General features: G+C 70.2%; 18 protein-coding genes and 1 pseudogene. 10 read left to right on the top strand and 9 right to left on the bottom strand.

Annotated features, from left to right (window positions below; genetic code table 11):
- Positions 1 to 6 precede the first annotated feature (6 nt).
- Entirely contained in the window at positions 7 to 1254 is a 1248-nt protein-coding gene (locus ACFY9S_RS38490) for an ABC transporter substrate-binding protein (RefSeq protein ID WP_102907000.1), read from the bottom strand.
- A gap of 391 nt (positions 1255 to 1645) precedes the next feature.
- On the opposite strand from ACFY9S_RS38490, the gene abc-f reads away from it, so the two are divergent.
- Positions 1646 to 3298: a ribosomal protection-like ABC-F family protein gene (gene abc-f / locus ACFY9S_RS38485; RefSeq protein ID WP_391138476.1), complete on the top strand. Its 1653-nt coding sequence runs from the start codon at positions 1646 to 1648 to the stop codon at positions 3296 to 3298.
- Positions 3299 to 3422: 124 nt separating this feature from the next.
- Positions 3423 to 4285, top strand: a pseudogene (locus ACFY9S_RS38480) (epoxide hydrolase N-terminal domain-containing protein).
- A gap of 181 nt (positions 4286 to 4466) precedes the next feature.
- Here the strand turns inward: ACFY9S_RS38480 and ACFY9S_RS38475 are convergent.
- Positions 4467 to 4853, bottom strand: a complete 387-nt coding sequence (locus tag ACFY9S_RS38475) for a hypothetical protein (RefSeq protein WP_245936106.1) — start codon at positions 4851 to 4853, stop codon at positions 4467 to 4469.
- A 273-nt stretch (positions 4854 to 5126) separates the two neighbouring features.
- Complete coding sequence (locus ACFY9S_RS38470; RefSeq protein ID WP_146046107.1) at positions 5127 to 5597, bottom strand: hypothetical protein; 471 nt, start codon at positions 5595 to 5597, stop codon at positions 5127 to 5129.
- Positions 5598 to 5921: 324 nt separating this feature from the next.
- Here ACFY9S_RS38470 and ACFY9S_RS38465 point away from each other — a divergent pair, with 324 nt between their 5' ends.
- The 4 genes from ACFY9S_RS38465 to tpg all read left to right on the top strand — a co-directional run bounded on the left by ACFY9S_RS38465 (position 5922) and on the right by tpg (position 10699).
- Positions 5922 to 6737 (top strand): alpha/beta fold hydrolase, encoded by an 816-nt coding sequence (locus tag ACFY9S_RS38465; protein WP_391138473.1) that lies wholly within the window; start codon positions 5922 to 5924, stop codon positions 6735 to 6737.
- 456 nt (positions 6738 to 7193) lie between these two features.
- Positions 7194 to 7769 carry a hypothetical protein gene (locus tag ACFY9S_RS38460; RefSeq protein WP_391138472.1) on the top strand — a complete coding sequence of 192 codons (576 nt, stop codon included), beginning with the start codon at positions 7194 to 7196 and terminating at the stop codon, positions 7767 to 7769.
- 232 nt (positions 7770 to 8001) lie between these two features.
- Positions 8002 to 10113 carry a telomere-associated protein Tap gene (tap, locus tag ACFY9S_RS38455; protein ID WP_391138470.1) on the top strand — a complete coding sequence of 704 codons (2112 nt, stop codon included), beginning with the start codon at positions 8002 to 8004 and terminating at the stop codon, positions 10111 to 10113.
- A 28-nt stretch (positions 10114 to 10141) separates the two neighbouring features.
- Positions 10142 to 10699 (top strand): telomere-protecting terminal protein Tpg, encoded by a 558-nt coding sequence (gene tpg, locus ACFY9S_RS38450; RefSeq protein ID WP_391138468.1) that lies wholly within the window; start codon positions 10142 to 10144, stop codon positions 10697 to 10699.
- A gap of 184 nt (positions 10700 to 10883) precedes the next feature.
- Here the strand turns inward: tpg and ACFY9S_RS38445 are convergent, their stop codons facing one another.
- From ACFY9S_RS38445 to ACFY9S_RS38435, 3 genes are all read right to left on the bottom strand, one after another.
- Complete coding sequence (locus ACFY9S_RS38445) at positions 10884 to 11825, bottom strand: RNA-binding protein (RefSeq protein WP_391138467.1); 942 nt, start codon at positions 11823 to 11825, stop codon at positions 10884 to 10886.
- A gap of 257 nt (positions 11826 to 12082) precedes the next feature.
- Positions 12083 to 13006 (bottom strand): SDR family oxidoreductase, encoded by a 924-nt coding sequence (locus ACFY9S_RS38440; RefSeq protein WP_391138465.1) that lies wholly within the window; start codon positions 13004 to 13006, stop codon positions 12083 to 12085.
- Between the two features lie 24 nt (positions 13007 to 13030).
- The gene (locus ACFY9S_RS38435) at positions 13031 to 13807 is read right to left on the bottom strand and encodes an SDR family oxidoreductase (protein WP_391138463.1); all 777 of its coding nucleotides are present in this window, start codon (positions 13805 to 13807) and stop codon (positions 13031 to 13033) included.
- A 79-nt stretch (positions 13808 to 13886) separates the two neighbouring features.
- Here ACFY9S_RS38435 and ACFY9S_RS38430 point away from each other — a divergent pair, with 79 nt between their 5' ends.
- Genes ACFY9S_RS38430 through ACFY9S_RS38415 form a run of 4 tightly spaced genes read left to right on the top strand, consistent with a single transcriptional unit; the run spans position 13887 to position 17381 of the window.
- On the top strand, positions 13887 to 14687 hold the full coding sequence (locus ACFY9S_RS38430) for an enoyl-CoA hydratase family protein (RefSeq protein ID WP_391138461.1): 801 nt from the start codon (positions 13887 to 13889) through the stop codon (positions 14685 to 14687).
- Positions 14684 to 15550: a CoA-transferase gene (locus ACFY9S_RS38425; RefSeq protein WP_391138459.1), complete on the top strand. Its 867-nt coding sequence runs from the start codon at positions 14684 to 14686 to the stop codon at positions 15548 to 15550. The genes ACFY9S_RS38430 and ACFY9S_RS38425 overlap by 4 nt, the downstream gene beginning before the upstream one ends.
- Positions 15547 to 16320 carry a CoA-transferase subunit beta gene (locus ACFY9S_RS38420; protein WP_391138458.1) on the top strand — a complete coding sequence of 258 codons (774 nt, stop codon included), beginning with the start codon at positions 15547 to 15549 and terminating at the stop codon, positions 16318 to 16320. The genes ACFY9S_RS38425 and ACFY9S_RS38420 overlap by 4 nt, the downstream gene beginning before the upstream one ends.
- Positions 16317 to 17381: a nitronate monooxygenase gene (locus ACFY9S_RS38415; RefSeq protein WP_391138456.1), complete on the top strand. Its 1065-nt coding sequence runs from the start codon at positions 16317 to 16319 to the stop codon at positions 17379 to 17381. Before ACFY9S_RS38420 ends, ACFY9S_RS38415 begins: the two co-directional genes overlap by 4 nt.
- Positions 17382 to 17418: 37 nt before the next feature.
- Here ACFY9S_RS38415 and ACFY9S_RS38410 read toward each other — a convergent pair whose 3' ends face one another.
- Genes ACFY9S_RS38410 through ACFY9S_RS38400 form a run of 3 tightly spaced genes read right to left on the bottom strand, consistent with a single transcriptional unit; the run spans position 17419 to position 20560 of the window.
- Positions 17419 to 18408, bottom strand: coding sequence for an acyl-CoA dehydrogenase family protein (locus tag ACFY9S_RS38410; RefSeq protein ID WP_391138454.1), 990 nt, complete (start codon positions 18406 to 18408; stop codon positions 17419 to 17421).
- A complete protein-coding gene (locus ACFY9S_RS38405) occupies positions 18408 to 19703 on the bottom strand; it encodes an acyl-CoA dehydrogenase family protein (protein ID WP_391138452.1) in 1296 nt (431 codons plus the stop codon). The genes ACFY9S_RS38410 and ACFY9S_RS38405 overlap by 1 nt, the downstream gene beginning before the upstream one ends.
- Complete coding sequence (locus ACFY9S_RS38400; RefSeq protein WP_391138450.1) at positions 19703 to 20560, bottom strand: enoyl-CoA hydratase; 858 nt, start codon at positions 20558 to 20560, stop codon at positions 19703 to 19705. Before ACFY9S_RS38400 ends, ACFY9S_RS38405 begins: the two co-directional genes overlap by 1 nt.
- Positions 20561 to 20577: the final 17 nt, after the last annotated feature.

Genomic DNA, 20577 nt, shown 5'->3' with positions numbered 1-20577 from the left:
TCCTCGTCACTCCTCGGCCCTGCTGGTCTCGGTACGCAGGGTCTGCAGCTTTCCTTCGTCGTCGTAGCCGTACACCTCGATCGACGCCTGGCCGGGTTCGCCCTTGTCGGTGAAGTCGAGCGGACCGCTCACACCGTCGTAGTCGATGTCCCTGCCGTCGGCGAGCAGTTCCTTGCAGGCGGCGAAGGAGTTGCACTTCTCGCCGTCCTTGGTGATCCCGTTCATCTCCTTGACGTAGTCGCCGGGATCGTCGGACTCCGCCTTCTCGGCGGCGAGCGCGATCGTCGTCGCGCAGTCGAACACCTGCGGCGCGAACTGCAGCTCCTTCAGATCCGGCGCGAATTCCTGGAGGTCCTTCACGTACTGCTCGTTCGACGCCGAGGCCGGCGCGGTCCCCTTCATCCCGGAGAGCCTCTCGGGCTGGCCCGGGGCGACCAGCGAGGGCAGTTCCTCGCTGCGCAGTCCGTCGGCGCCGTAGACGCCGATCTGGTCGGGCCCGAGTCCGGACTCGATCATGCCCTGCAGAATCTGGGTGCCCTCCTCGAAGGCGATCACCACGGCGGCATCCGGCCTGGAGTTCTCCACCTGCTGGACGACCTGGTCGAAGTTGGTCGCCTTCGGGTCGTAGGTCTCGGCCAGCGTCACCGTCGCACCGCGCTCCTCCAGCGTCTCGCGGGTGGCCTCCATCAGGCCGCGGCCGTAGTCGTCCGCCCGGGCGACCAGAGCCACCCGGTCGTGACCGTCGTCGCGGACGACATCGGCCAGGATGGGCCCCTGCAACGCGTCGCTCGGGACGGTACGGAAGTAGAAGCCGTCGTCCTCGTAGTCGGTGAAGGTCGGCGCGGTGTTCGACCCCGAGCACTGCACGACGCCCGCACCGGTCACCCGGTCGATGAACGCCAGCGACATGCCGGACGCCGCAGCGCCGATGACGGCGTCCACGCCTGCGGCCAGGACCCTGTCCGCCGACTGTGCCGCAACGGCCTCCTGGCCCGCCTCGTCACTGGAGACCACGGTCGGCACCGACTTGCCCAGGACTCCGCCGGCATCGTTGATCTTCTCTATCGCGAACTTCAGCGACTCGATCTGCGGCGGGCCGAGGTAGGCCAGCTGTCCCGTCTCCGGCAGGACGTAGCCGAACTGGAGCTCACCATCGCCCGGCTCGGCCTGGGCGGTGCCCGTCGTACCGCACACGGCTATCGCAAGAGCGGCCGCGCTCGCGAAGATCGCGGACCGTCGTATCGACGCTTTCATCTCCGCCTCCGCTCGTACAGGCGGCGGTGGTCGACTGGCCGGCCATCGCCCGCCATCTGTACTTGAGGTTAGATCTCAAATGAAGTCCGGAAAAGGACGAAACGCACAGTTTTTCGATTGGGTGCGATCGCTCGACACGGAAGGTGCGGAAGAGGCCGGCGTCACCAGGGTTACGACGCCCGCGCCAGTCGCACGATCGCCGCGATCGACCGGTCGACGTCGGCCTCGTCGCCGCGCTCGTGCCCGGCGTGCCGCAAACGAGTTGAGGCGAGACGGCCCGTCTTGTTACGGTCGGGGCATGGCTTTCCTCTTCTTCGTCTGAGTCCGGGCACGGCCGATGCCGCCGTCTCTGCTGCCCGTAGACCCTTCGCATGCCCCCAGGACAAGTCATATGCGCGACCGCGCCCCTTTCACCCTGCCCACCGTCGCCTCCGCTGCCGTGACCCAGCTCTCGGTCAAGGACGTCACCAAGACCTATGGCACCCGAACCGTCCTCGATCAGGTCTCCTTCACCGTCCGCCCAGGCGAGAAGGCCGCCGTCATCGGCGAGAACGGCGCCGGCAAGTCCACCCTGCTGCGGCTGCTCGCCGCTGCCGAGCGGCCGGACACCGGGGAGATCACCGTCAGCTTTCCCGGCGGCACCGGCCACCTCGCACAGGCCCTCGACCTCGATCCCTCCCGCACCGTGCAGGACGCCGTCGACCTGGCCCTCACCGACCTTCGCGCCATGGAGCGAAGGCTCCGTGCAGCAGAGGAGTCGCTCGCCGACGCGTCGGACGAGGATCTCGACGCGTACGGTGAGCTGCTGATCGCGTACGAGGAACGCGGCGGATACCAGGCGGACGCCGGCGTCGACGCCGCCATGCACGGACTCGGGCTGGCCGTGATCGCCCGCGACCGCCTGCTCGGCTCGCTCTCCGGTGGTGAGCTGTCGCGGCTCGCACTCGCCTGCGTCCTGGTCGCATCCCCCGAACTGCTGCTCCTCGACGAACCGACGAACCACCTCGATGCGGCGGCCGTGCACTGGCTGGAGGAGCACCTGCGCGCACACCGCGGCACCGTCGTGGCGGTCACCCACGACCGCGGCTTCCTGGAACGCATCGCCACCACGATCCTGGAGGTCGACCGCGATGAGCGCACCGTGCGCCGGTACGGCGACGGCTGGGCCGGCTATCGCGCCGCGAAGGCCGCCACCCGGCGCGCTGCGGAGCAGCGGTACGCGGACTGGGCCGAGGAGGTGGCCCGCATGGAGGAGCTGCTCGAGGCCGCGGGGAGGCGCCTCGCCACCACCGGCCGCGATCCGAAGCAGGGCTTCGGCAAGCACCGCCGGTCCAGCGAGGCGAAGCTCGGCGGGCAGGTGCGCTCCGTCCGGGAGCGCCTGGCCCAACTGCGGCGCCACCCCGTGGCAACGCCGCCGGCACCGCTCCGCTTCACGACGACGCTGTCGGCGGCGGACATCCCGGCACAGGGAGCCCTCGCCGAGTTCGATGGCGTACGAGTAGGTGAGCGATTGCGTCTGGACGGGCTCCTCACGATCGCGCCCGGACAGCGGTTGCTGGTCACAGGAGAGAACGGCGCGGGCAAGACGACGCTTCTGCGCGTCCTGGCGGGCGACCTTGAGCCGGACGCGGGCACGGCACGCCGCCCTGCCCGGATCGGCTACCTCCCGCAGGACCTGCCCACGCACTCCACACGGCTCCCGCTGCTCGCCGCGTTCGCTGCCGGACAGCCCGGACTGCCGGACGAGTACGGTGCACAGCTCCTGGCGCTGGGCCTGTTCAGGGAGGAGGACCTGTACGTTCCGGTCGCCGCCCTGTCCGTCGGTCAGCGCCGTCGGCTGCAGATCGCGCGCCTGGTGACCCGGCCCGCGGACCTCCTGGTACTGGACGAGCCGACGAACCACCTCGCGCTCGACCTGGTCGAGGACCTTCAGGCCGCGCTCGCGGCATACCCGGGGGCCGTGGTCGCGGTCTCGCACGATCGCGGATTCCGTGCGCGCTTCGAAGGGGAGCGGTTGGAGCTGCACGAAGGCCGCAGGCGTTGACCGCGCCGGAACTCCCACCTCCGCGAACGGCGCACCTCTGCCGCGAACGGTGCACCTTCGCCGCGCACGGCGCGCCTCCGCAGCCGTCCGGGCGGCCGTCACGGCCGGGTGCCGACTCGGTCCGCTGCGCGCGCGACTGACCGCGGCGCGACTACCGGAGACCGAGACGGTCTATCGCGCCGCGCCGGACCCTCGCCGGTGGCAACAGGGCGTTCCTCTCGCCGAGCTCGTCGATGTCGTGAACCACTGGCGCACCGAGTACAAGTGGCGGTCGTTCGAAGAGCGCCTCGACCGTAACGGCCAGTTCCGCACGACCATTGATGACCTGGGAATTCATTTCCTGCACCGCCGATCCGCGCGCGCAGACGCCACTCCGCTGGTCTTGACCCACGGCTGGCCGGGCAGCATTGCCGAGTTCGTCGATGTAGTAGACGAGCTGGCAGATCCCCAAGATGCAGACGCGCCGGCGTTGGCAACGGACGGGCTGACGGCTGTCGAGCGCAAGTGGACCGAGGAAACCCGCGACTTCTGGCGCCACCGCGCGGCGTACGCGAAGCAGCAGGCAACCCGACCGCAGACCATCGGCTACTCGCTCGTCGACCACCGGTCGGGCTTCTCGCCTGGATCCTTGACGAGTTCGCCGAGTGCTCAGACACCGAAGACAGCCCGTTCGAGACGATTTCGATAGACCGCGTTCTCGACGACGTCACCCTGTACTGGATGACACGGACCGGCGCATCGTCGGCCCGCATCTACTACGAAAGCCACAACTCGCTCGATCCCGAACTTCGGGTCGACGTCCCGTCAGCCATCACTATGTATCCCCGCGACATCGAGAAGTGCCCACGCCCCTGGGCGCAGGAGCGGTACCGGCAGATTGTCCGATGGACGTCGCCCGAAAGCGGGGGACATTTCCCGTCGCTGGAGGTTCCCCGGTATTTCGTCAAGGATCTGCAAGAGGGCCTCGCGGCAGTGCTGTCCGCTTGAATGAGCAGGCCGTCGCCGCGGCTGGGACGCGAGGCCGCAGGGTTGATACAGCCGAGCCGAGCCGCGCCCAGATCGCCCAGAGCTGGTGTTGCCAGGTCGACGTGCACTCCCGGAGCGCGCGTCGGCCGCCTCCGAGTGTGATGAGACGCTCGCAGACGGCCGGACGGTCGAGGTGCCGACGTCAGCAGGGCTGGGGGATGCCGTTGCCGATGTGCGTGGGCACCGGGTCCGTCTCGCTGTAGATGTCCGTGTCCTTCATCCAGCCCCACTTGCCGTTGTCCGCCTGCGTCCAGAGCCACCGGTTCGGGTGCGGGCCGCCGACGTAGGCACCGGTGTCCCTGCGGCACTCGAACCAACTCGGGTTCGAGTACATCTTGCCGACGGGACGGCTGGTGTCGGGGGTGGCGTAGACGGTGGCCCCGGAGACGTTGTTGCAGTACATGCGCATGCCGCCATCGCCCCACCAGCACGGATCGGCCGCCTCGGCCGTGCCGGAGAAGACGGTGCCCAGTGCGGTGAGTGCCACTCCGGTGACGAGGGCCGAGAGCTTGCGCGTGGGTGCTTTCAAGGTGTTCCCCCTGGGGTGGAGTTGGTGGTGTGTGGCCAACAAGGACGCGCCGAGTCGGTCTCGCTCGAAATGCTTTGAGTGGGTGGAGGGGACACCGGCTCCGGGCGAGGCCCCCGTGAAGTGGACTGCACCGCTGGAGAACCGCGCTGCTGAGATCGACCGTGGCGCCGGAGATGTGCAGCCCTCACAGGTCACCGCTGCCGGCGGCCCACGGCTGCGGGCGGGACGGTCCCCATGGCGGCCTGCGACCGGGGGCCGCCGACCGGACGACTGCTACCAGATTCCGCTCTGGAGGTACGGGTTGACGGCCCTGAAGTTGCTGTCGTAGCTGGCCCTGAACACGTAGTTCGGGTCGGACTGGGTGAGCCACCCGGACGTGTGCGCATAGCCGGTGCCGTCCGACAGATAGGTGCCGTCGGCGAAGGACCAGGTTCTGCCGCCGTCCCTGCTGATGTCGAGCCAGATCCAGCCCCGCAGGTCCCAGCCGGAGCCGACGAGCCGTCCCCAGCCGTACTGGTAGCCGTTGTAGTGGCCGGAGCGGAGCTCGATGCCGATGGTTCCGCGCTGGTTGGGAGCGTGGGTCACGCGATTGGTGGTGGCCATCACCTGGTCGGTGTTGATCGTTGCGGATGCAGCGTGCGCGGGTGTGGCGAGCGCCGCGGCGCCCAGCGCGCCCAGCGATCCCGCTACCGCCGCGGACCCGGCCGACCTCAGAAGAGTCCTGCGGTCCATGGAGCGACTCATGGGTCCCCCTCGTCGAAAGTGAAGGTGCTGACCTTGCGGGCAGCGCCGTGGACAGACCCTAGCGAGGGGGCGGGTGCTGAACTCCTGACACATGTCAGGGCAACGCATGCCCGGAATTCGCCGAGACGCACTCGGACGCGATGACGAAAGTCTCCGCTGTCACGGCGGGTGACTCCACGACGGATGCCTACCGCCGCGCCGGGAGCCCAGGCCATCCTGCACGTCTGCGCATGAAGGTCGCCGAAGGCGCCGGCTCACGCGCCGCCGGGCCGGCGTCCTTTTCGAACGTGGCATCCCGGTTGAACGCTCTGAAATGATCGCAACGTGATAGCCAGCGCTGACGAACGATCTGACGGGCCTCCACGGGAAGTCCGCATTCCCACCCCGGACGGCGGTCGGCTTTGGGCTGAGCGCGGCGGCACCGGAAGCCCGGTCGTGCTACTGCACGGTGCCGGCATGGACTCCCGCCTGTGGGACGCCGTCGCTCCCGAGTTGGCCCGCCACCACGACGTGATCCGCTACGACGCCCGCGGGCTGGGACGCTCCACACCTCCGAGCAAGCCGTTCAGCGATGTCGAGGATCTGCGCACCGTCCTTGACCACTTCGGCCTTCGTCGAGCCGCGCTGGTCGGGTTGAGTATGGGCGGGGAGAGCGCGCTCGATTTCGCCCTCGCCCACCCGGAGCGGGTCGCCGCGCTGGCCCTGGTCGGCGCCTCGGTCAGCGGTCACGTCTGGCCGCAGAGCCCCGAGTTGTCGGCCTATGCCACAGCCCGGCGCAAGCGTGAGACGGCCACCCTGGCCGAGCTGGAACTGACGATCTGGGCAGCCATGGGCCGTACGGCTCCCGGAGGAGAGCTCATCGAGACGATGGTCGCCTCGAACGCCAAGCGGCGAGTCGTGAACGAACAGCACTGCGTCGTCTCCCCGGGCCGTGATGCCGAACCACACCTGGCAGACATCCTCGCGCCGACGCTGGTCATCCACGGCCACCACGACCACCCGGAGATTGCGGTGATCGCCGGACGACTTGTCACCGACATCCCCGGTGCCCGCGGCGAGACGGTCCCGGACGCCGACCACTACCTGCCACTCCGTACGCCCGAACGACTCACCGAGCTACTGCTGTCACACCTGCCCTGACAAGCCGTCCACCAATGATCCCCACCGGTTGACCACCACTCGTCAGGCTGTCTCTTCGCCTCGCTGCCGCTCTTGGCACAGCCGGTGCGGGGCGGACATGCAGGAAGCCCCGCTGGCAGGAGCAGGGCATACGACCGGGCGGTGGAGGGTCATGGTGCACCCGTGGTGAGGACGAAGCCGTCGTGGGCCGCTACTGGTGTCTTCCTGACAGGTGTCAGGAAGACACCGTAGGCCAGGGCGGTTACGTTCCCGGAGATGCCGCAGTGCATCACCGTGGGGCCCACCAGCCACGACGCGTTTCACGCCGGACTCACCACGGGGTGTGCACCCCACCCGGCCTGTTCGTCGCCCTGGCCGGTGTCCTCGCGCGAGCCCGGTCATGAACCGGTTGTACGAAAGCTGGGCCGGCACCCGGGCAAGTTCCCTGTCCCTCTTGCTCCTCAGGTAAGGAATGACATGTCCGAACTGAAGCGGTACGCGTCCCTCGCAGTTGCAGCCGTGGCCCTTCTGGCCGTCGGGTTGGCGGGACCGGCATCCGCGGACACGGCACAGACCCCGGCGGCCTTCGACAAGCAGGCCCGCGCTGCCGGCCTCAGTCGGGGCGAAGCCAGCGCTCTCCAGGCCAAGGTGGACCGCTACCTCGCCCGCCAGGACGGACGACAGGTCTCGGCGAACGAGATTGCCCTGGCGGACGGTGCCAAGCTGACGGTCACCGTTCCCGGTGAGCGATACGTGCGTGAGATGAGCACGTCGTCCGCAAGCCGTGCCGCCGCACAATGGGAGTGCGACTACACGTACTTCTGTATGTTCCGTCAGGAACTCGGCATGGGTGACCGACTCGCGCTGTACCACTGTCAGGACTACGCGCTGCAGAACTGGACCGGCGACGGCTCCTACTACAACAACCAGACCCCCGGTACCCGTGCACTGTTCAAGAACCAGAACCGCAACGTCATCCACACCACCCTCGGCGCACCCTTCAGCGTGGCCAGCCATGACTGGACCCCCGTGTGGTACGTGAGGCCCTGCTAGCACCCGTCCGGGCGATCACGAGTGCGGAACTCGTCGTGCGAATCGCGTGAAGTCGCCCCGCTTGCAGCCTAGTTGGCCATTCCGCACCTCCTGCACCACCAGCCCCTCAACGGCACTGCCTGCACGGCGATCACCTCGCCGGGGAGTAGCATCGCACCTGCTGACCCGGGTTAAAGGACGGGTTAAGCAAGAGGGTAAAGGTTGGTAGGCTCCGGGTGGGAGGTGGATCGGCATGGCATCCGAGGAAGAGCTGTTCGCCAACGTGGACGCTCTGCTGGACGAGGAGCCGCAGCTCCCGCACCCGGCGGAGCGGGCGCGGCTGCGAGAGGCCGCCGGTGTCACCCAAGCCCGCCTCGCCCAAGCTCTGAAGACCACGACGCAGACGGTGAAAAACTACGAGAACGGCCGCTCCGAGCCGAAATCGCCACGCCTGGAGGCCTACCAGCGTCTGCTGCGGGGCTGGGCCGAGAAGTACCCCGCACACAGCGCCCCGGTTCCGGACGCCTCGGCCCAGCCGGCGTCGGGGAGAGCGCCAGGCAGCCCACCCGCATCCGAGGAGACCGAACCCGAGAGCGTCGCTCCCACAGGAGCATCCGTCGCGCCGGTGCGCGATACGCCCCGGCGCCTGGCGGCGTCACCGCGGCGTCCGGCGCCGAAAATGCCTCCTCAGCCCGCCGCCGACGCGCGATTCCCGCACGGTCCACTGGCCGTGCTGGACGGAGACGGCTCCGCATACGGCGTCGACGGCATCGTTCTCGACTGCCCCGCCGCGTCCGTGCCGGAGCTGGTGGAGTGGACACTGCGCGAGTCCGGCCTCGGCGCACCGCGCCTGCACCGCAACGGCAAGGACTCCGACCCGTTGATCGTCCTCACCGCCGCGGCTGCCGTGCAACTCGGGCTTCCCGAACGCCTGGAAGGCCATGAACAACGCCGCTCCCTGCGCCTGCCCGACGACCACCCGGTCGTCAAGCAGGTGACGAAGGCGAAGTGGCAGCTCACCCAGCGCGGGTTCGGCCCCTGGGCGCGCATCTACCGCAAGGCGCACGGCACCCGGCGACAGTGCGTACAGCTGGCCCTCCTGTCCTGGGACGCCCTCGACGAGCGGTCCTGGCCCGGCCTCGCCGACATGGAGCCGGCCGACATCGCCCGTGTCCTCGGTGTCTATGCCCAAGGCGTCATCACCCCGCGCGGTTCCACGGCCGTCTCGGGACTGGAGCTGATGACGGCCCTGCGCCCGCCCACACGCGCGGTACGCGACGAAGCGACCGGCAACTGGATCCCCGGCCACAATCCGGGCAGCCTCGGGACGGAGCCGATGGACCCGGCGCCGCCGGAGGCCACGCCGGAGCATCCCGTGGTCGTCAACTCCGGCTGGAAGGGCGGCTTCCTGAACGAGGAGGCGTACCAGTGGGTCCGCGACGTCGACCTGCTGACCGACGAGGAGTGCCACCTGCCCTACGCGGTCGGCCTGGACCTGAACACCGCGTTCCTCGCGGCCGCCGCCCGGCTCACGGTCGGCCTGTCGGCACCGGACCACTTCCGGGCACCGCAGTTCAATCCGAAGATCCCCGGCTCCTGGCTGGTGGACCTCTCGCACGTGGAGCTCGACCCTCGCCTGCCCAGCCCGTTCACACCGACCGGTGAGCGGCCGGCCGGCCCGGCCTGGTACCAGACGTACACCGTCGCCTATGCCCAGGAACTCGGCTACAACGTGCAGCCGCTGGAGGCGTACCTGCGGCGGGAGACCGGCGCGTACCTGGATCCGTGGCACGACCGGCTCAAGACCGCTTACCTCGACACCCTCGCCGACCTCGGGGTCACCCGAGACCTGGACGACAACTCCTTCCTCGCGGCGATGGAGCGACACAAGGACGCCGACCCGGCCCTGGCAGCCGTCCTCGCGGCGATCAAGGCCACTGTCAAGGGCGGCATCGGCAAGTTGCGCGAGCGCCCCCAAGGACGGCATTACAAGGAGGGGGAGCGGTGGCCGGCCCTGGAACGCCCGACCTGGCGCCCCGACATCCGCGCCGCGGTCATCTCCAAGGCACGGATCAACATGCACCGCAAACTGCTGAACATGTCCCGGATGACGGGCCTGTACCCGCTCGCGGTGCTGTCCGACTGCGTCGTCTACCCCAGCCCCGGCCCCTCACCGCTGGACTTCCTTCCCTACGCCGCCTCCGGCAAGCCCCAGCCCGGCGGCTTCCGCCTCGGCCCCAGCCCGGGCATGGCGAAACTGGAGGGCGTCCAGGAGATGCTCTGGGCGGTCGACCTGATGGAGAAGGGCCTGAACCCCTCCCGCCACATCAAGGGCGGCGACGCCGTCCTTGACGAAGGCGAGTAGAGCTCGAGCTCGGAAGGGAACTGACGCTGTGGGAGAAATCGACGACGCCATCGAGCGCGCCGACCAGGAGTCCTTCACTCGCCGGCCACCCAGGACGCTCAAGGGCCAGATCAACTTCCTGATGAGGCAGCTGAAGACGACACGGGCCGTCGCGGCGGAGCTCGGGGTGAGCCGGCGTTCGGTGGAGCGCTACCGCACGGGCGAGCGCAAACGCCCACCGCAGGAGATCCAGCAGAGGATCGATGCCGCCGTCCGGTCCCGATGGCAGCCTCAGGTCCGCAGACGCCGGCGCGAAGAGGCCGCCACCAGGCGCGGGATCACGGTGGAGACGAGAGCCCGCTTCGGCTACACGGCACCGATCGGCACAACCGACGACGGCCGCTTCCGCCGCCTCACCGTGCACCTCCCGCCGGCGTACGCCCAGCAGCTGTTCGACGCCCGCGAGGCCGGCGCCACCGATCAGCAACTGCGTCAGATCATCGCCGACGGATTCAGGACCACCTACTTCCAGGACGGAGGAGCCCGCGCAATGGGGCTGTCGGACGTCGCCATCAACGACATCGACTACATCGACCTCGACTACTGATTTCAGGCTGCTTCGCCGGGAACGCTCACCGCCGCGTGAGCCGAAGCACGATAGCTGTCACATCGGCAGGGTAGTTGTCACCGGCGCTGCTGTGTGACTGTGCGCTTCAGCTGACAGGGGCGGTCGAGTTGGCGGTCAGCATGCTGACGTGCGGGTTTCGTCGGGCCGGCTTTCATGAATCAGGTCACCATCGTGCGCGCAGCACGCCGTCGCTGTCGGGTAGAACGGCTTGGAGCAGTGGACTGCGTTCGTCGGTGTAGAGGGGCAGGGCACGCGCCGCTCGCGCGTCGGCTACCAGGGCAGCGAGCTCCTGGTACTCGGTCTCATCGACGACCACGTCTCTGATCGTTCCATCCTTCGTCTCCCAGACGAACTCAATGTGCCATTCGGACGGCAGCGCGGTCAGGACCGCTCCGACGTCGGGTTGCAGGTCGGGCCAGACGGTCAGCAGGGCGCGGGGGCCGAGACCGGCGCGCACCGCGTTGAGGTTTTCCGTGGTGAGACGGTGCCAGCGTGTGGCGTTGACGACGGAGGTCTCCTCCAGGAGCAGGCCTTGTCGCACCGCCAGCTCGATGCGCACCAACGCCCAGAAGCCTTCGCCGGCGGCCTCTGTCACCTCTGGTTCCGCGGCGTAGGGGGAAGTCTCTACCGGTTCCGCGAAGAGGCCGAGTTCCCGCGTACGGGCCACGGCGTCCGTGCAGGGCTGGTCGCTGCCCACGTACACGTACTGGTCCCATCCGACGTGCACGGCGAAAACGTCTCCCGCCTCCAGCCGGCACCAGGCGCCCTGCTCACGGAGCATGACGCGGATCAGCTCCAGGGCCACCGCCAGGGAGACCTCGGCCCCGTCGTGGTAACCGGTGAGGTCAGCCGGGAAGAGCCCGCGGAGACCGTGCCCCTCGACCGCCGGCTGGGCACCGAGGTGGACGAGCCCGGCGACAGAGGGCTCACGGATCTCCAGCCGGTCAATGCCCGCAGCTTCCGCGAACGCGGAGATCGCCTCCAGATACGCGGCCTCGACCGGCCCGTGATCGCTGACCGCCTCCTCGGCGCCCCGGTAGCTGCCGTGTTCGTCACGGTCGGCGGGGTCGTACTTCGTGATCCGGTGAACGAAGGCAGGCGGCACGCTACTCCTGAACAGGGTGGAAGGTAGCGCCAGCGTAGGTCCCGGGCCGAACTCGCCGTTCCCAATTCCGCTGCACAGCCCGACAGATCTTTCTGGTGACAGAAGGACGGCCGAATGAGCCTGCGACAAGTCGGATGCCTCGTTTGGTGACAACCAGGCTGCTTAGGCCGCCCCTGTTCGCCAGCTCAGCCGGTCCCGCTGGTGACAACTCCCGAGCTTCGGCTCACCGCGTCGAGCCAGCTGCTCGAAGGGCCCCTTCATCCGCCCGGAGGTCGCTGCGCCCCGTACACCGGCTCAGGGGTGGTCGCCTCCGCGAGGAGCTTCAGCGCGGCCTCGCCGGCCTCGGCCGGGGACCAGCGGGCGCCCTTGTCCGCCGTGGGGCCGGGGCGCCATCCCTCCATGACCGTGATGCGACCGCCCTCCGCCCCGAACACCCGCCCCGTCACACCGACGGAGGCCGCGGAGCCGAGCCACACGACGAGCGGGGACACGTTCTCCGGAGCCATGGCGTCGAAGCCGGTGTCAGGGACCGCCATGGTCTCGGCGAACGTCGCCTCGGTCATCCGGGTACGCGCCGCCGGGGCGATGACGTTGACCAGAACGCCGTAACGGCCCATCTCGGCGGCGGCGACCAGGGTCAGCCCGATGATCCCGGCCTTGGCCGCGGAGTAGTTGCCCTGGCCGACGCTCCCCACCAGTCCCGCTCCACTGCTGGTGTTGACGACCCGCGCGGCCGGGACCCGGCCCGCCTTGGCTTCCGCGCGCCAGTGGGCCGCCGCGTGCTTCAGCGGAAGGAAGTGCCCCTTGAGATGGACGCGCATGACGGCGTCCCAGTCGTTCTCGCCGAGGTTCACCAGCATGCGGTCGCGCAGGAACCCGGCGTTGTTGACCAGGGTGTCGAGGCGGCCGTAGGTCTCGACGGCGGCGCGGATCAACGAGGCCGCGCCCTCCGTCGTGGCGATGTCCCCGCCGTGGGCGACCGCCTGTCCACCGCGGGCAACGATCTCGTCGACGACGAGCTGGGCGGGCTCCGTCCCGGATCCGGTCCCGTCGAGGCCGGCACCGAGGTCGTTCACGACGACCCTCGCACCCTCGGCGGCGAGGGCGAGGGCGTGCGCCCGGCCGAGTCCGCGCCCCGCCCCGGTGACGATCGCGACACGTTCGCTGCACAGTCCGGACATGCTCCGGGTCCCTTCTCTCGCAGGTCAGTTGCCGGTGGTGGTGGCGTCGAGGAAGGCCGGGCGCTCCCCACCGCCGTGGACGAGCAGGCTCGCGCCGCTGATGTACGCCGCCCGTTCGGAGGCGAGAAAGACACAGGCGTCTCCCACCTCGGCCGGGTCGGCGAGCCGGCCGAGCGGCACCGTGCGGCCGACGGCCGCGACCCCGTCCTCGTCGCCGTAGTGCAGATGCGACAGCTCGGTGCGCACCATGCCGAGGACCAGGGTGTTGACCCGGACCAGCGGGGCCCATTCCACTGCCATGCTGCGGGCCAGCTGCTCCAGTCCCGCCTTGGCCGCGCCGTAGGCCGCCGAGCCCGGTGACGGACGGCTGCCGCTCACACTGCCGATCATGACGATCGACCCGCCGCCGGGCTGGGCGCGCATCTGCTCGTGGGCGGCGAGGGAGGCGGTCAGGGGAGCGAGCAGGTTCAACTCGATCACCCGTGCGTGCCGTTGGGCCCCGCCTTCCTGCAGCATCCGGTACGGCGTGCCCCCGGCGTTGTTGACGAGGACGTCCAGCCTGCCGTACTCGCCCCCCACGTGCGTGAAGAAGGCGTCGACGGCGTCCGCGTCACGCAGGTCGACCGGGAGGAACCGGGCGGTGCGCCCACCCGCTTCGACAGGCCGGTCCGCCGGGCGCCGGGCGCAGGTCACCACCTCGGCTCCGGCCTCCAGCAAGGCCCGGGCGATGCCCGCGCCCACACCCCTCGTTCCGCCGGTGACCACCGCGACGCGTCCGCTCAGGTCGGTGATCGTTGCCATGGGGGACCTCCCGCGAGGCGTACTCCGCTGCTACCTTCATGCCTAACAAACGTTTGGTGGAAAGGTAGCTGATCCGCTCATGGGTGTCTCCACCACAAGCCCCGACGAGGGCATCGCCGTCATCACCGTGGACTTCCCACCGGTCAACGCCGTTCCCGTGCAGGGCTGGTACGACCTGGCCACAGCGGTGCGCGCGGCCGGTTGCGATCCCGGCGTACGCTGCGTCGTCCTCACCGCGACGGGGCGCGGGTTCAACGCCGGCGCCGACATCAAGGAGATGCAGCGCACCGAGGGGTACACGGCGCTCGTCGGCACCAACCGAGGCTGCTACGAGGCGTTCGCTGCGGTCTACGACTGCGAGGTCCCCGTGGTCGCCGCTGTGCAGGGCTTCTGTGTGGGCGGCGGTATCGGCCTGGTCGGCAACGCCGACTCGATCGTGGCGAGCGACGACGCGACCTTCGGGCTGCCCGAGCTGGACAGGGGTGCGCTCGGAGCGGCCACTCACCTGGCCCGGCTGGTGCCCCAGCACCTGATGAGGACGCTCTACTACACCTCGCGCACCGTGACGGCCGACGAACTGCACCGCCACGGCTCGGTCTGGCGGGTCGTCCCGCGTGAGCAGTTGCACGTCGCGGCGATGGAGCTGGCCAGGGAGATCGCCGCCAAGGACGGGCTGCTCATCCGCTTCGCCAAGGCTTCGATCAATGGCATCGACCCGGTGGACGTCCGCCGCAGCTACCGTTTCGAGCAGGGCTTCACGTTCGAGGCCAACCTCAGCGGCGTGTCGGACCGGTACCGCGAGGCGTTCGTCTCGTCCCAGCGGTCCCAGCCATCCCCGTCATCCCAGTCACCCAAGTCGCCCACGGGGGAGTCGTGTTGAGCGACAAGACGATGACCGCCGAGCAAGTGGTCGGCCGGCTCCGGACCGGCATGACCCTGGGCATCGGCGGCTGGGGATCGCGCCGCAAGCCGATGGCCCTGGTCCGCGCGCTGCTGCGCTCCGACATCACCGACCTGACCGTGGTGTCCTACGGCGGTCCCGACGTCGGCCTGCTCGCCGCGGCGGGACGGATCCGCACCCTCGTGGCCCCGTTCGCCACCCTTGACTCCGTCCCCTTGGAGCCGCACTTCACCGCCGCCCGGCAGCGCGGGGCCTTCGACCTGGTGGAGCTGGACGAGGCGATGTTCATGTGGGGCCTGACCGCCGCCGCGCAACGGCTGCCCTTCCTGCCGGTCCGGGCCGGTCTCGGCTCCGACGTGATGAAGGTCAACCCGCACCTGCGCACCGTCACCTCGCCCTACGAGGACGCCGAGGAGCTCGTCGCGGTGCCCGCCCTGAGCCTGGACGCCGCGCTCGTCCACCTCAACCGGGCGGACGCGCAGGGCAACGCGCAGTACCTCGGACCCGACCCGTACTTCGACGACCTCTTCTGCCAGGCCGCTGCCGCCTCCTACGTCTCCTGCGAGCGGATCGTCGACACCGCCGACCTGCTCAAGGATGCAGGCCCGCAGACGCTGCTGGTCAAACGGGCCTTCGTGAACGGCGTCGTCCAGACCCCGAACGGAGCCCACTTCACCTCCTGTGTCCCGGACCACGACCGAGATGAGGCGTTCCAGCAGGCCTACGCGCGGGCCGCCCGCGATGCGAAGGCCTGGCAGAGGTTCACCGAGCGGTTCCTGTCCGGCGACGAAAGGGCGTACCAGGCCGCCGTCAAGGCCTTCCACGAGGAGCAGCAGTCATGAGCAGCGGTGTGACGGCGACCGGCGTGACGCGCGCCGAGTACTGCGTGGTGGCCTGCGCGGAGGCCTGGCGCCACGCCGGAGAGGTCCTGGCAAGCCCCATGGGCACCGTCCCCGCCATCGGCGCCCGGCTGGCGAAGCAGACGTTCACGCCCGACCTGCTGCTCACCGACGGCGAGGCCCTGCTGATCGGCGACGTCCCGGCGCTCGGTGCCCGCGCCCAGGTGGTCGAGGGCTGGCTGCCCTACCGTCAGCATCTGGCTCTCGTGGCCACGGGACGGCGGCACGTGATGATGGGCGCCGGCCAGATCGACCGCCACGGCAACCAGAACATCTCCTGCATCGGCGACTGGGCCCGTCCCGCCCGGCAACTGCTGGGCGTCCGGGGTGCTCCCGCCAACACGCTGAACAATCCGACCAGTTACTGGGTGCCCAAGCACTCCCCGCGCGTCTTCGTGGAGCAGGTCGACATGGTGTGCGGAGTCGGGTACGACCGTGCGGCCGAGGCCGGCCCGTCGGCCACCCGCTTCCACCACGTCCCGGAGGTGGTCAGCAACCTGGGGGTCTTCGACTTCGCCACCCCGGACCACTCGATGCGGCTGCGCTCGCGGCACCCGGGGGTCACCGTCGAGCAGATCCTGGAGGCCACCGGCTTCGCCCTCACCGTCCCGGACGAGGTGCCGTGCACCCGTGAGCCCACCGCCGAGGAGCTGCGCCTCGTCCGGGAGGTCATCGACCCGAAGGGCGCCCGCGACCGTGAGGTGCCCGCATGAGCGACACCGCCATCGCCACGGCCCTCACCGAACTCGTCGGGGTCCGCACCCCCATCGTGCAGACGGGCATGGGGTGGGTGGCCGGACCCCGCCTCGTCTCCGCCGCCGCCAACGCCGGGGCCCTGGGCATCCTCGGGTCCGCCACCATGACCCCGGAGCAGCTCCGCTCGGCCGTGCGCGAGGTCAGGTCCCGTACCGACGCGCCCTTCGGAGTCAACCTGCGGGCCGACGCCTCGGACGCGGGGGAGAGGGTGCGGATCATCCTCGACGAAGGCGTGAAGGTGGCCTCCTTCGCGCTCGCTCCGCGGCCGGAGCTGATCGCCCGTCTGAAGGACGGGGGCGTGGTCGTCATCCCCTCCGTGGGCGCCCGGCGGCATGCCGAGAAGGTCGCGTCCTGGGGCGTCGACGCCGTGCTGGTGCAGGGTGGCGAAGGTGGCGGCCACACCGGCAGCGTCGCCACCACTGTGTTGCTGCCGCAGGTCGTGGAAGCCGTGGACATCCCCGTGATCGCCGCCGGCGGCTTCCGGGACGGACGCGGACTGGTGGCGGCCCTGGCCTACGGGGCCGCCGGCGTGGCCATGGGCACACGCTTCCTGCTCACCTCCGACAGCACCGTCCCGGAAGCGGTCAAGGCCCGCTACCTCGCGGCGGGTGTCCAGGACGTCATCGTCACCACCCGAGTCGACGGCCTGCCCCACCGGATGCTGCGCACCGACCTGGTGGACGCGCTGGAGCGCTCCGGCCGCGCGGCCTCCCTGCTGCGTGCCCTGCGGCACGCCTCCGCCTTCAGACGGGAGTCGGGCATGAGCTGGGCCAAACTGGTGCGCGACGGCCTGGCCATGAAGCGCGGCAAGGAATTGCACTGGGGCCAGCTCCTCCTGGCCGCCAACACCCCGATGCTGCTCAAGGCCGCGATGGTCGACGGCCGCACCGACCTGGGCGTGATGGCCTGCGGCCAGGTCGGGGGGCTGATCGACGACCTGCCGTCCTGCGCCGAACTCGTCGACAGGATCATGGCGGAAGCACACGCCACGCTCGGCAGGCTCACCACTGCCGTGTGAGGACGGCCGTCGGCTTCATCGCACAACGACGTCTGCGTCAACCTGCCAGTACCCGCGCTCGGCATACGGCAGGAGTACCCCAGGCGGTGCGCAGGGGGCGGGCCTTGCGGATCCACAGGGACAGGTCCAGCTCCTCGGTGTAGCCGACGGCACCGTGGAGTTGCAGGGCCGTACGCGCCGCCGCGTACGCCGCTTCGCAGGCGGACACCTTCGCCGCGGCGACCTCTCGGCCCGCCGCCGGATCGCCCGCCGTCAGGGCCAGGGCGGCGGCGTGGACCAGCGGCTGGGCGAACTCCAGGGCGATGAAGGTGTCGGCCAGGCGATGCTTCACCGCCTGGAACGAGCCGACGGCCACCCCGAACTGGGTGCGCTGCCGCACGTACTGCACCGTGCGCTCCAGCAGGGTCCGTCCCACTCCGAGGGCCTGCGCGGCCGTGACCAGCGCCGCCACATCGGCAGCGTACGCGGCGGCCGTCGGCACCGCGGGTCCCTGTGCGACCACGACTCCGCCGAGCGGGCGGGCCGGCCTCCGCGCCGGGTCGGCCGACGGCTGCACCGGGCCGTGCGCGTCCGCGAGCCGCACGGTGTCGCCGTCCACGACGAACACCGCGTCCGCGGCGTCGGCGTCCAGTGCGTACGGGCTGCCTCCTGGCCACAGGACACACAGGGACGCCACGGCCTTGCCGGACGCGAGCCGCGGAAGCCAGACGCGGGCCGCGTCGCCCCCGAGCCGCCCCAGCAGGGCACCAGCGGCGGCCGTCTCGGCCAGCGGACCGGGCACGGCATGACGGCCCAGCTCACCGAAGCCGACGGCCAGTTCGAGGGGCAGCAGCCCCGCACCCTCATGCTCCTCCGGCACCGCGAGTGCGAAGACGCCGACCTTCGCGAGCATGGCCCACAAGGCGCGTCCGGGTCCGTGGTCGCCGGACGCCCAGGACCGTACGACGCCGGGCGTGCCGGCGGATCTCAGCATGCCGTCCAGGGTGCGGGCGAATTGCCGCTGCTCGTCGCTGAGAAGGAAACGCATCACCGGCGCCCCTTGGGCAGGCCGAGCAGCCGCTCGGCGATGATGTCGCGCTGGATCTCGTTGGTGCCGGCGTAGATCGGCCCGGCCAGGGAGAAGGTGTAGCCGTCAGCCCAACTGCCGTGGGCCGGCGCCTCGCCGGCCTCGTCGGACAGCTCGCCGTAGGGGCCGAGCAGATCGAGGGCGGTCTCGTGCAGGGCGATGTCCAGCTCGGACCAGAAGACCTTGTTGAGGCTGGACTCCGCGCCGATCGATCCACCCGCGGCGATGTGCGAGGCGTGCGCGTAGGTGAACAGCTGGTAGGCGCGCGCACCGATGACCGCGTCGGCGACCCGGTCGCGCAACGCGGCGTCGTTGGGGCCGGGGCCGGGGCCGGGGCTGGGGCCGGGGTTGGAGCCGGAGCGGGAATCGGAGCCGGAGCGCGCGCCGGAGTCGGAGCGGGATGCGGAGCCAGCGCGCGATCCGGATTCGGGGCCATACGCGGATCCGCCGGTGGAGCGCCACAGGTCGGTCAGCCGGCCGGCCGCGGCGGTGAAGCGCCCGGGGCTGCGCAGGGTCAGTCCGCGCTCGTTGGCGCTGGTGCTCATGGCGACCCGCCAGCCCTGCCCCGGCTCGCCGATGACGTCTTCGTCCGGCACGAAGACGCCGTCGAGGAACAGCTCGGCGAAGGCGGGCTTGCCGTCCAGCCGTCCGATGGGCCGCACGGTCACCCCGTCCGCGTCCAACGGGAACATCAGGTACGTAAGGCCCCGGTGCGGCCGGTCCGCATCAGGGTCGCTGCGGAACAGCCCGAACGCCCGGTCAGCGAAGGCCGCCCGGGACGACCATGTCTTCTGCCCGCTGATGCGCCAGCCGCCCTCCGCCCGTACGGCGACGGACCGCAGCGAGGCCAGGTCGGACCCCGCCTCCGGCTCGGACCAGGCCTGCGCCCAGATCACCTCACCGCTCGCCATGGACGGCAGAACGCGTGCACGCTGCTCGTCGGACCCGTGCTCGAAGAGCGTGGGGGCGAGGAGGCTGATGCCGTTCTGGGAGACCCGACCGGGCGCGCCGGCCCGGTAGTACTCCTCCTCGAAGATCAGCCACTCCAGCAGGGAGGAGCCCCGGCCGCCGAACTGTTCGGGCCAGGAGACCACCGACCAGCCGCCGGCGAACAGTACGCCCTCCCACTCCCGGTGCGCAGCGAACCCCTCGGCGGTCTCCAGCGACGGCAGCGGGACGGACGGTACACGGGCGGCGAGCCAGTCCCGGGCCTCGGCTCGGAAGGCGTCCTCGGCGGCGGTGAAGTCGAGGTCCATCAGCGGCGTGCCTCCTTCATCGCGCGCACGTCCATCCCGCCGAGCGAGTCGTCGCCGGTCTCGGCGTTGTGGGCGTGGGCGAGATGGTGCAGCCCGAAGACCGAGTCCAGCCCCGAGTGCAGGCCCTGGAGGTCCTCCGCCTGGTTGACGGCGCGTTTCGTCAGCGCCAGCCCCATCCGGGGCATCGCCGCGATCCGCTCCGCCAACTCCAGTGTGCGCCAGGTGAGTTCCTCACGAGGCACGACACGGTTGACCATGCCGACCTCATAGGCGCGCCGCGCGCTCATCCGGTCGCCGGTGTAGAGGAACTCCTTGGCGATCCGTGGCGGCATCACCCACGGATGCGCGAAGTACTCGACCCCCGGGATGCCCATGCGCACCACCGGGTCGGCGAAGAAGGCGTCCTCGGAGGCGACGATCAGATCGCAGACCCAGGCGAGCATCAGCCCGCCGGCCACACACGCACCCTGGACCGAGGCGATGACCGGTTTGGGCAGTTCCCGCCAGCGCCGGCACATGCCCAGGTACACCTCGGACTCGCGGGCGAAGCGGCCCTCGGCCCCCGGCTTCTGCGAGTGGTCCCACCACAGTCCGGCCTTGCGGTCGAACGGCAGGTGCGCGTCCCGCTCGGGTGTCCCGATGTCGTGACCGGCGGAGAAGTGCTTCCCCGCTCCGGCGAGGACCACGACCCTCACCTCGTCGTCGTCCGCAGCGCGGTAGAAGGCCCGGTCCAGGGCGTAGGTCATCGCGGAGTTCTGGGCGTTGCGGTACTCGGGCCGGTCCATCGTCACCAGGGCGACGGCGCCGCGGCGCTCGTAACGGACGGGCTCCGGGGGCGCGGTACGGGCAGTGGGCATCCGCAACTCCTTCCCTA

Origin of the sequence: Streptomyces sp. NPDC012474 (assembly GCF_042955185.1) — a bacterium.
Lineage (GTDB): Bacteria > Actinomycetota > Actinomycetes > Streptomycetales > Streptomycetaceae > Streptomyces > Streptomyces cahuitamycinicus.
The sequence above is the reverse complement of the archived record's forward strand: the minus strand, read 5'-3'. Positions and strand labels throughout refer to the sequence as shown.